Below are 9,592 nucleotides of genomic sequence, written 5' to 3'. Positions count from 1 at the left end.
ATAAAAATTTAAACTAGTGAAAAATTAAACTCACTTTATAAACAGATGAAATAATTATGATTAATTATGATTTAATTTTTGAAGAACTTCAGGCTATGCATCCAAAAGGTGTAAAATTTTTCAAAGATCATACATCCCAAGAGTTTGAAGAGTTGAATGACTTTTTAGAAGATAATAAATTTGAACTAGGTATTGAGATAAAGCCTCATCGGGAAAGTCAAACAGGGCATAGATCAATAGATGCAATTATGGTTAAAAAACTATAATGTTTTTGTCGACAAGTTTGTGAAAGAAGCCACCTTGCGGTGGCTTCTTTATTGGATTTTATTTGAGTTTTTCCTTATTTACTAAACCTGTAATCCTAGTCAAGCCAAATGCTGTCACTCGCATGTGTAAAAATACACGCTCTTGACCATCATTTTGATTTTTGATTACTGGTGATGCTTTATTGGTAAAAACACCATTCAACACATACTGTGCATGTGGTTGTAATTTCTTTTCAGCATCTCGATAACACCATTTTTTTTGAAGTAAAAGATTAATGAGATCCTTTTCTTTTATTCCAATTGTTTTGGCACATTCACGGATACAGTAGGTATGTACTGTTTCAGCAATGGTATCGAGTGCTTGAGCTTTAGGTTCAAGTTTTTCAACTTTTTGGGTTAGTTCAATATTTTGTTTTGCCTGAGTTTCAATTGCTTGTAGTAGGTGATAAGGATTTGAAATATCAAATACTGGTTGAGCAACTTGAGCTTCAAGTTCTTGCCAACGATCTACCAAGCGAGCTGTAAATTCTGGGCAAAGTTGGGCAACCACGATAATAGAATCACGCTTACCTTGTTCACCTGTGAATACATAAACTTGAGTAGTACGAGTACGACCCATTTTATCAGTAGATTGTTCATCCTCAATTTGAGGTTGAATAATAACGCTAGTGTTTACAAGCATTTCAATAGTGCGCTTAACATTGTCATGGCGTTTTTCAACAAGTTCAGCAATTTCCAAACTTGTCATCATTTGAATTTGTACAGGAACAATTGCATTCATGCTGCCAACTCCTCTGTAAAAAACTTTACTAAGTCAGGTGAGCGTTCTTTGAAATTATCAAATTCTTCAACACAAATATCTTGAAAGTTATTTGCTATTGATGAAGCTAAATGTGCCAAAGTTTTGATTGTTGGTGATAGTTCTGACTTTTCAGCAATTACAGTTGTTAATGCTGAAATTTCATCAAAACGATTATTTGCGATACGTACAAATTCAAGCAAACTCCGTAATTGCTGTTCACTGACCTGAACTTGCTTGTCTTGGGTGAATTGGGTTATATTATTCATAGGTATTCATCCTTTGTGATGGCAACTAGACCTTGCGTTTGATTGGTAGTCGGGCAAGGTTTTTTTGTGCCTGTTGATTTCATGCTTTCGCACTCTCATGCTGTTTTAAATAAAATTCAATAGCCTTGTTTACCAAATAATTCATTGAACGTTCTTCTTTTTCAGAATGAGCCTTTAGTAACTCATGTAGATCAACTGATACTCGCACACGAACATCAATAGGCTTTTGGCGATTTTGTTTCATAATTACCCTCTTTAATGCCACAATGTGTGGCGTTTAATAACTATAGCCACATATTGTGGTATTGTAAATACGTAAATGAAAATATTTGCCACTTTTTGTGGCATGAGGTAAAAATGAGTAATCAAGCCGATCACACCATTGTTAGATTGCGAGTTCCACCAGAGTTAAAAAAACAAATTGAAGAATCAGCAGAGCAGAATAATCGTTCTCAAAGTGCTGAAATGGTTGCTCGTTTAGAAAAGAGCTTCGAAAACAATATTCCTTCAGCATTAGTTTCTGAATACATGCAGGCTGTTGAAGAAAAAAATGATATGATTAAAAAACAATTAGAAATCTCTAATCTTCTTGTACTTAAACTAGCTGAAAAGCTACCTGATGACGATCCATCGAAAAGCAAAATGTTAGAATTAATTAATCAATTGAATTAAAAAAGCCGACATTAAGTCGGCTTTTTCGTTGTAATTTATATAAGTATTTGTTTAAAAAAAAGTTGCAGGATCTTTAAATTGCATCCACGATTGGATACAAAAACGGTCAGTACTTGAGCAGGATTGTTCATCAAATTCCTCAAGCGTGATTACTGTGCAGTACTTTCCTGAAGGTATTTTTAGATTTTTTTCATCTTTAGAAACAATATTCTCTACATTGTAATTAACTTTAAGTTGATTCGTAGAAGCTGAGCCATCGCCATTGAAGTTAGGAAAATACTCTCCTATAACGTAGCCATTCAAACTAGATCCTGAATAAGATTCAGACACAGCATACAAACGAATACGCAATGAACCTGAATATGAATCATTTTGCAAATTTGAATCTGCGTATTTAATTCCCCATGTTACTTGGGTTTTTACTGGATTGTTGTCAGATAGTTTGTAGCTTATAGGTCCATAAAACTCCAGCCCTTTGGGTGATGAGCCTGAGTTTTCTCCACAAGTTAATGAAGAAGATGGAGGGGTAATTATTCCATTATCCCAATCAACATCATTTTTTTGTTCTGATATTTGTTGATTTGGTAGTGATTGAATAATTGAAGAACTAACAACCATTAAAACGGTAAATGATATAAATAAAATAACCGTTGCACTAGATAAAGGGGTAAGCCAAGATTTCTTTTGATATTTATCATTTAAATTTTCTTTTACATATTTTGGTTGTTTTCTTGCATAGGCAAAATACCAAATAATGATATACCAAAAGCCTAAACCTCTTGAAATGGTCGTTACTTTTTCAATATCATCCCAAATAAAAGGTGTAGCGAAATTTATAAACAAAATAAAAATAATGGTAAAAATTATCCAGTTTTTAGCAGTATTTGCATCTTCTAGCTTTCCAAGAGCTTGCCAGTTCTTCATCTGCAAATATGAACCGAAAATTGGCGTAAACAATAAGCTCCAATTAGCAGCAGCATTAGGATTCCAGAGTTCAACGCGTTTTTTTATTGGTCGTGGAGAGTCAGTTTTTTCTAGTTGCGGTGGTGCATGTGAAGCTTGAATATTTTGAATCTCTAATTTATTGCCACAATTACTACAAAATCTCGCACTATCTACATTCTGTTGTCCGCATTGATTGCAAAACATATCCCCACCAAAACTTTAATAATTATCTGAAATCACGATAGTTTAATTTTAGAGCAGTATCAACCCCCTGTAAGGTTCGCTAAATAACCGCCTTTAAATAAAACTCTACGAAATAAAGTAGAGTTTTATTTCGGGGCAAGTTATGCAAGAAAACACAATTCCATGGATCATCAAAGTTGTGCCTGCCGTAGTGGGGGCTATTCTTGCCCTGGTATTAAGTGGTGACATTGATAAAAACGGAAAAATTCAAGTTTCTTTGGGTGTTATAGGCAAGTTTTTATTCAGCGTTTCAGTCAGCCTTTATGGCGGTTCAGCATTTATTGAATATTACGAATTATCAAAATATTCTCACATGGCTCAAGGCTTTGTGATGCTTATGTTTGCAGTTTTTGGATTATTAGGGATTGGCATTCTTTATCAGTCCATTGCACTGATGCAGGGTAAGCCTTTATCCGAGGTTATTAGTGAGGTCAAAGCTGCCTTTATTTCAATACTTAGTAATGGTAAAGGTGATAAACAATGAGCGCAGATCAATCACAACAAGTTGCTCAGGTATATTCATGGCTTCGTGCTATGTCTGGTGGCAAATTAAGTCAATCTCAGGTTGTAGCTGGTGATCAGATTATTGAGAAAAATGGCTTAAATGTTTTTGCAAAACTTATTGGCTTTGAAATACCTAAACCTTTAGTAAATGGACAGCTAGATATTTCTGATAACGGTTATGCAATTATTAGAGATGCTGAGGGGTTTCGTTCAACAGCTTATTTAGATACAGGAGGTGTTTGGACTATTGGCTTTGGTACCATTAAATACCCAAATGGCACATCAGTTAAAAAAGGCGATACTTGCACGAGAAATGAAGCTGAACAATGGCTTAAAAACGATTGTGTATGGGTTGATGCTTGTCTTGATAAAAATGTCAAAGTCAATCTTAATCAAAACCAATTTGATGCATTGGCTTCTTTTGTCTACAACATAGGCGAAACAGCATTTGTAAAAAGCACAATGCTTACTCTTATTAATCAAAACAGTTTGACCTCGGCTGCAAGTCAATTTGATCGTTGGGTGTTTGATAATGGAAAGCGTATTCAAGGCTTAGTCAATCGTCGAGCAAAAGAAAAATCATTATTTCTAAAGGTGGTTTAAATGATTGATGCCGTGTTAGGTAAATTTTACAAATACATTATTTTAGGCTTAATGATATTTATCTTTGGCTATGTTTTTTATGCCAATTCTCTTGCTGGAAAATTGGCAAATGCTGAAAAAGTTAAAACTAAAGCAGTAGCTGATGCTATTAAGCCTTATCAAGATGCAATTGATCAGGCTCAAGAGGAAAAAGCCGCCATTATGCAAACATGGTCAGCTAAAATTATAAAGGTAGAACAAAATGCAATTAAACAAATACAAGATGCGAATGCTGCCGCTCGTAGTGCTGACTTGGCTGCTAGTGGGTTGTCAAAGCAACTCAGTGAAGCCAACAAACGTTTGTCCAGTGCTCCCAAGCAAACCATCATTAACTACACCATTGCCAACTCAGAATTACTCGAAAGTTGCACAACAGAATATAGAAGTTTGGCAGAAAAAGCTGATGGACACGTCATTGATGTCAGGCGACTAAATGAAAGTTGGCCAGAACTAAATAAAACCCTCAATTGAGGGTTTTATTTTATTTTTTGATTTGTGGTTGAGGGGGGTAGGTGGGTTTCGAAGGAATCAATTTATCACCTTTTATTACTCGTGTTGGTGGTGGTGGTGGTGGTGGTGGGATTTGTTGGTTTTGAGACATTTTGCTCTCCATTAAATTTCTGAAAAATAAAAAACAAACTAACAATAAAGGTTAAAACAAGTAATATATATGTTGCTACTGCTAAATGTGATAATCTTTTTTGTCTAAAAATATTATTTTCATTGAGAATTGTTGAACAACTTGAGTATTGGTCTATTAAATATATAGAAAATTGTTCATTTACATATTTTTCTACATCATCATTTGAAGGTGTATTCGTAGAATTACTTATAAAATGGTTTCTTAAAGTTTCTCTATAAGTTTCCATCTCTGCATTTGAATTAACCCATTCATCTGATTTTAAACTTGTAATGCAAACAAAGTTAATAATAACAAATATTAAAATTAATGAACTTATTCCCCATAAAATGAAAACTATAGTCATTTGAGAACAATTAAGTTTCATTAATGTATCTTGCATAGTGAAATTTGAAGTTATACATGCTGTGATGAAAACTGAAAATAAAACCATCCGAGCATAAATTTTTTCTTTAAAATCTATATGAAATAAATAATCTGATTTATAAAGATCAATTCTCTTTTCAAGATCCATATTTTCTCCTATTAAGCATAAAATTTGTAATAATCATTTTCTGATAAGATTTGAAATATCGGCATCAAAATATTTAGTAATATCAAACCATTTTTCTATTTCTTTTTCCCATTTGTACACACGTTCATTTTCAATTTTTAATACATCTAACCCTTTGATGCTAAAGTGAGTCGTATCATTTGGAAGCTGTTCCCAATCAATATTTCCATTGTCATTAAACCAATTTTCCCAAGCATTTTGTATGTATGGGACTACAAAAGACTGTTGCACATCATTCCATGCAAATATGTTTTGTATATTGGATTTTTCTTTATACATATCTTTAACACTTTTAGTCGGGCGGAATGATTTCATAAATCTTTCCAACTGTTCTTTGATAAAAGAAAATTCAGTATTTATAACGTCAGGTGTTTGAACTTGAGAATAAGCTTCCTCTGCATCCGCAATATCAGCAGCTGATACATACCTTTGTTTTAAAGCAAATTTAGAATAATTATCGTCATATTGTTGTCGGGCAAATTGAATAGCTGTCTGATAATCTAAACGTTCTCCACGTTTTCTTAGGTTTACATACCGTTTAAGACTATTCCATGATGAATGTAATGTAATTGTTTGAAGTTGCGGTATCGTAAAGCCATCCTCTGCATAGCGTGTTGCAGCTTCATGGCGTAAATCATGGAACCTTAAATCTTCAATTCCATTTAAACGACATGCTCTACGAAAATAATCACTGACTGTCTGTACATTGACAGGTAATAAAAGTTCATCACTATAACCCAGCTCCAGCATTCTTTTTCGAGTAGAAGGTTCAAGTAATTCTTCAATGATGAGGAGGGCATTAGGCTCTAAATGGGCAAACTTATGATTTCCTTTGGACCCATCTGGATTTTTAACGTCTCTGATCTTCCATTGACTATTTTTTTTGTCAAAATCAGCTAAACGCATTTCACATAGTTCACCTTCACGACGACCTGTATAGATCGCAAGCCACATGACCAGGTGCATGGGAATAGCATTGCGAACTCGTTTCCAGCCTTTATAAAAATGATTGGTCAGAATATGAAGTTCTTCTGATGTGATTAAACGATCACGTTCCTTTGATTTAGTAACAATACGAGCTTTTTTTAGACCGATCAGCGAATGTGATAATTCATTTTTTGCATGTGCAACATCTTCACCCCATACAAGTTCAGCATGGTTTAGAACCGATGAAATATGGGATAAATCTTTTAATGCAGTTGCTGGAGCAACTCCATCTATCATTTCAATTGGATTGCCTTTTCGTCTCTCAATAGCAAATGATGAGAAATCTTGACGTGAAAGGGTATAAGCATCTTTATGGGCAATATCATAATTACAGATATTTTTTAGTGCTGCAGTTTTGGTATCAGCAAATTCGTCACTAATTTCATCTAAATATTGAGTGATGAATTGTTCTAAAGTTTTTGACACAACCTTAGCTTCTGGATTTAGAATAGCAGGATTAACCAGAATCTCTGCTTCAAGTCGCTTAATCCATTCTTTGGCTAATGACTCTTTTGCAAAAGTTCTTGTTTTAATAAATGGTGGTAAGCCTTTACGAGTTATTCGTATTTGAGCTCTGTATCGAGTTTTACCATCTGCTGTAGTTCGTTCTGCAATTGTTCCCATATTTACGCCATAAAGTTGGATTTACGCCACAAGGGTGATTATGGCGCAAATAAGGCGTAAAGAATAGTTAAGAATGATTGAAAATGATGTAAAACCTTTAAGAATATGGGAAAGTGAAAATTGAGTAAAAACAACGTAATTGCAGAATTGTTTGATAAATCAAAGCATTCCCCTATTTTTGTTGCCCCGATGGCAGGGGTTACAGATCGCCCATTTCGTACACTTTGCAAATACTTTGGCGCAGGTCATGCTGTCAGTGAAATGATGACGGCAGATAAGACCTTACGCATGAGTAAAAAGAGTCTTTATCGTGCCAATTTTGATGGTGAGATAGCACCTATCTCAGCTCAAATTGCAGGGTCAGATCCAGCTGAACTGGCTGAAGCCGCTCGCTATCAAGTGGCAAATGGTGCGCAAATTGTCGACATTAATATGGGATGTCCGGCGAAGAAAGTTTGTAATAAGTTGGCAGGTTCTGCGCTGCTCAAAGATGAAGATTTGGTGGCCCGCATTTTAGATGCTGTGGTTGATGCAGTTGATGTACCCGTGACTTTAAAAACCCGCTTGGGCTATCTCAATGGTCATGAAAACATTATGCGCGTTGCGAAACGTGCCGAAGAAGCTGGCATTGCTGCATTGGCACTTCATGGTCGTACACGTGAAGATATGTATCTGAATACGGCGCGTTATAGCTTAATTAAAGATGTGAAATCGTTGATCAATATTCCTGTGATTGCCAATGGTGATATTGATACACCTGAAAAAGCCAAATATGTACTGGATTATACTGGTGCTGATGCAGTCATGATTGGTCGTGCAGCTCAAGGTCGCCCATGGATATTCCGTGAAATAGGACATTACCTGACGACAGGTGAGCATATGGCGGCGCCAAGTATTATGGAAGTCCGTGACGTATTGCTTGGACACTTGTCTGAATTATATGGTTTTTATGGCGAATATTCAGGTTGTCGAATTTCACGCAAACATATTGCTTGGTACACCAAGGGTCTACGCTCTAGTAATGAGTTCCGCCAAAATATGTATAAAGTTGAATCTACAGCAGATCAATATAAAGTCGTCGAGAACTATTTTAATCACTTACTTGATCATGGTCAGATCATGAGTGATGTTCAAGTTGATCAGGTCAACTTGCTTGAAACCAAATAATTTAAAGCCAAACGAAATGGATCTGCACAATTTGATGCAAAGTAGGCTGCTTTAAGTTAGTTAGATTGATTTGAAATAGATTTAACTAACTTGATTCAAATGATCTGAAACAATTCTTGAATTGTGCATCGATGATGGCCTAAATTACATATAAAAAGCCCTCAATGTTGAGGGCTTTTTTGTAAGCATTCATGTTTGAATGTCGCGTTGAGCGAGGCCTTAGTTAAAGCGCATTTCTAAAACCAATTGATTGATCAAGTCAGGTGCTTCCAATTCACGTATTTGAGAGACATTGGTTCCCGCCCAAAAAGCACCATATTCATGTACACCATGCTTGCTAGCAGCGGCATGTAATTGTTTGCCTAAATCATAGCTATATGGGTAAGCCGGGACGGTCGGGCGAGTCGGTGTGTCAATATCTGTGTGCCAGTTATTGATAATGCCACGAGCAGGGCGGCCTGAAATACTTGATGTAATCTGCGTGATGGGTGCATCAAATAATGCTTTGCGATAAGCTTCATTTGCATTTGATGTTTTGCATTGCACAAAAGCAGTGCCCAATTGAACAGCATCTGCACCCAACTCCATAATTTGATAGGCCTGATGTCCATTCATAATACCACCAGCCGCAACGACTGGACATTGAATATGGCGTTTCAAGAGCTGAACCAAGTCACGTGTCTTAACGCTACTATCAAAGTTTTCATTGAAAATGCCACGGTGACCACCAGCTTCAATACCTTGAGCAATCACGATATCAATGCCTGCAGCTTCGATCAGTTTAGCTTCTGCTAAGTTGGTTGCAGAAACTAGAGTCAAAATACCCGCTTGTTTCAAGGCTTGGATTTGATGTGGATGTGGAATACCAAAATGGAAGCTTACCGCTTTAGGGCGCGTTTCCAGTAAGAGATTTAGAAAATGGTCATTGTCTTTAAAGCTTGGATAAATACAGTTCAGTGCTTCTGGAGCTTCTGCATTATATTGAGCAAAGCGTGATTTAAATTGCATGATCCATTTGGCAGCAACTTGTTCATCGAGTTCTACTGTGTCATGACAAAAAAAATTGACCTGAAAAGGTTGTTCAGTGAGTTCTTGAGTTTGTAATATTTGTTGACGTGCATTCTCAACACTGCTTGCACCTAAACCCAGTGAACCAAGTCCACCTTGATTTGACACTTCTGCAGCAAGTTCAGGTGTAGAAACACCTGCCATTGGGGCAAGAAATATAGGGTGTTTGATGCCAAGTTTTTCTAATAAAGTCATGTGCATACTCCAATCACT

General features: G+C 35.9%; 13 protein-coding genes. 6 read left to right on the top strand and 7 right to left on the bottom strand.

Features of this window, described 5'->3' with window-relative positions; all coding sequences use genetic code 11:
• Positions 1 to 56 precede the first annotated feature (56 nt).
• Positions 57 to 266, top strand: a complete 210-nt coding sequence (locus tag AVJ20_RS00975) for a hypothetical protein (RefSeq protein ID WP_010112791.1) — start codon at positions 57 to 59, stop codon at positions 264 to 266.
• A 58-nt stretch (positions 267 to 324) separates the two neighbouring features.
• On the opposite strand, the gene AVJ20_RS00970 is transcribed toward AVJ20_RS00975, so the two are convergent.
• The 3 genes from AVJ20_RS00970 to AVJ20_RS00960 form a co-directional block, all read right to left on the bottom strand.
• Complete coding sequence (locus tag AVJ20_RS00970) at positions 325 to 1,047, bottom strand: phage antirepressor KilAC domain-containing protein (RefSeq protein WP_111883803.1); 723 nt, start codon at positions 1,045 to 1,047, stop codon at positions 325 to 327.
• Entirely contained in the window at positions 1,044 to 1,334 is a 291-nt protein-coding gene (locus AVJ20_RS00965) for a hypothetical protein (RefSeq protein WP_111883802.1), read from the bottom strand. The genes AVJ20_RS00970 and AVJ20_RS00965 overlap by 4 nt, the downstream gene beginning before the upstream one ends.
• A gap of 79 nt (positions 1,335 to 1,413) precedes the next feature.
• The gene (locus AVJ20_RS00960) at positions 1,414 to 1,578 is read right to left on the bottom strand and encodes a toxin-antitoxin system HicB family antitoxin (protein WP_111883801.1); all 165 of its coding nucleotides are present in this window, start codon (positions 1,576 to 1,578) and stop codon (positions 1,414 to 1,416) included.
• A 113-nt stretch (positions 1,579 to 1,691) separates the two neighbouring features.
• Here AVJ20_RS00960 and AVJ20_RS00955 point away from each other — a divergent pair, with 113 nt between their 5' ends.
• Complete coding sequence (locus AVJ20_RS00955) at positions 1,692 to 2,006, top strand: Arc family DNA-binding protein (RefSeq protein WP_004761336.1); 315 nt, start codon at positions 1,692 to 1,694, stop codon at positions 2,004 to 2,006.
• A 51-nt stretch (positions 2,007 to 2,057) separates the two neighbouring features.
• Here the strand turns inward: AVJ20_RS00955 and AVJ20_RS00950 are convergent, their stop codons facing one another.
• Positions 2,058 to 3,155: a zinc ribbon domain-containing protein gene (locus AVJ20_RS00950; RefSeq protein ID WP_111883800.1), complete on the bottom strand. Its 1,098-nt coding sequence runs from the start codon at positions 3,153 to 3,155 to the stop codon at positions 2,058 to 2,060.
• A gap of 142 nt (positions 3,156 to 3,297) precedes the next feature.
• Between AVJ20_RS00950 and AVJ20_RS00945 the strand changes: the two genes are divergently transcribed.
• From AVJ20_RS00945 to AVJ20_RS00935, 3 genes are read left to right on the top strand one after another with little or no spacing between them, the layout of a single operon-like run.
• Complete coding sequence (locus AVJ20_RS00945; RefSeq protein ID WP_004761334.1) at positions 3,298 to 3,678, top strand: hypothetical protein; 381 nt, start codon at positions 3,298 to 3,300, stop codon at positions 3,676 to 3,678.
• The gene (locus AVJ20_RS00940; RefSeq protein WP_111883799.1) at positions 3,675 to 4,301 is read left to right on the top strand and encodes a lysozyme; all 627 of its coding nucleotides are present in this window, start codon (positions 3,675 to 3,677) and stop codon (positions 4,299 to 4,301) included. Before AVJ20_RS00945 ends, AVJ20_RS00940 begins: the two co-directional genes overlap by 4 nt.
• Positions 4,302 to 4,811, top strand: a complete 510-nt coding sequence (locus AVJ20_RS00935; protein WP_111883798.1) for a hypothetical protein — start codon at positions 4,302 to 4,304, stop codon at positions 4,809 to 4,811.
• Between the two features lie 65 nt (positions 4,812 to 4,876).
• Here the strand turns inward: AVJ20_RS00935 and AVJ20_RS00930 are convergent, their stop codons facing one another.
• Together AVJ20_RS00930 and AVJ20_RS00925 are read right to left on the bottom strand one after the other, a co-directional pair.
• Complete coding sequence (locus tag AVJ20_RS00930) at positions 4,877 to 5,494, bottom strand: hypothetical protein (RefSeq protein WP_049044333.1); 618 nt, start codon at positions 5,492 to 5,494, stop codon at positions 4,877 to 4,879.
• Between the two features lie 33 nt (positions 5,495 to 5,527).
• Positions 5,528 to 7,144 (bottom strand): tyrosine-type recombinase/integrase, encoded by a 1,617-nt coding sequence (locus AVJ20_RS00925; RefSeq protein WP_111883797.1) that lies wholly within the window; start codon positions 7,142 to 7,144, stop codon positions 5,528 to 5,530.
• A gap of 147 nt (positions 7,145 to 7,291) precedes the next feature.
• Between AVJ20_RS00925 and dusB the strand changes: the two genes are divergently transcribed.
• The gene (gene dusB, locus AVJ20_RS00920; RefSeq protein WP_265735966.1) at positions 7,292 to 8,311 is read left to right on the top strand and encodes a tRNA dihydrouridine synthase DusB; all 1,020 of its coding nucleotides are present in this window, start codon (positions 7,292 to 7,294) and stop codon (positions 8,309 to 8,311) included.
• 219 nt (positions 8,312 to 8,530) lie between these two features.
• Here dusB and AVJ20_RS00915 read toward each other — a convergent pair whose 3' ends face one another.
• On the bottom strand, positions 8,531 to 9,574 hold the full coding sequence (locus AVJ20_RS00915) for an NAD(P)H-dependent flavin oxidoreductase (RefSeq protein WP_111883795.1): 1,044 nt from the start codon (positions 9,572 to 9,574) through the stop codon (positions 8,531 to 8,533).
• Positions 9,575 to 9,592: the final 18 nt, after the last annotated feature.

The organism is Acinetobacter sp. CFCC 11171, assembly GCF_003268405.1.
Taxonomy (GTDB): Bacteria; Pseudomonadota; Gammaproteobacteria; order Pseudomonadales; family Moraxellaceae; genus Acinetobacter; species Acinetobacter amyesii.
The sequence above is the reverse complement of the archived record's forward strand: the minus strand, read 5'-3'. Positions and strand labels throughout refer to the sequence as shown.

Coding starts and splice junctions, on each gene's coding strand:
- AVJ20_RS00950 (WP_111883800.1), bottom strand. CDS start 3,155: ATGTTTTGCAATCAATGCGGACAACAGAATGTAGATAGTGCGAGATTT.
- AVJ20_RS00975 (WP_010112791.1), top strand. CDS start 57: ATGATTAATTATGATTTAATTTTTGAAGAACTTCAGGCTATGCATCCA.
- AVJ20_RS00935 (WP_111883798.1), top strand. CDS start 4,302: ATGATTGATGCCGTGTTAGGTAAATTTTACAAATACATTATTTTAGGC.
- AVJ20_RS00915 (WP_111883795.1), bottom strand. CDS start 9,574: ATGACTTTATTAGAAAAACTTGGCATCAAACACCCTATATTTCTTGCC.
- AVJ20_RS00930 (WP_049044333.1), bottom strand. CDS start 5,494: ATGGATCTTGAAAAGAGAATTGATCTTTATAAATCAGATTATTTATTT.
- AVJ20_RS00945 (WP_004761334.1), top strand. CDS start 3,298: ATGCAAGAAAACACAATTCCATGGATCATCAAAGTTGTGCCTGCCGTA.
- AVJ20_RS00925 (WP_111883797.1), bottom strand. CDS start 7,144: ATGGGAACAATTGCAGAACGAACTACAGCAGATGGTAAAACTCGATAC.
- AVJ20_RS00940 (WP_111883799.1), top strand. CDS start 3,675: ATGAGCGCAGATCAATCACAACAAGTTGCTCAGGTATATTCATGGCTT.
- AVJ20_RS00970 (WP_111883803.1), bottom strand. CDS start 1,047: ATGAATGCAATTGTTCCTGTACAAATTCAAATGATGACAAGTTTGGAA.
- AVJ20_RS00965 (WP_111883802.1), bottom strand. CDS start 1,334: ATGAATAATATAACCCAATTCACCCAAGACAAGCAAGTTCAGGTCAGT.
- AVJ20_RS00955 (WP_004761336.1), top strand. CDS start 1,692: ATGAGTAATCAAGCCGATCACACCATTGTTAGATTGCGAGTTCCACCA.
- AVJ20_RS00960 (WP_111883801.1), bottom strand. CDS start 1,578: ATGAAACAAAATCGCCAAAAGCCTATTGATGTTCGTGTGCGAGTATCA.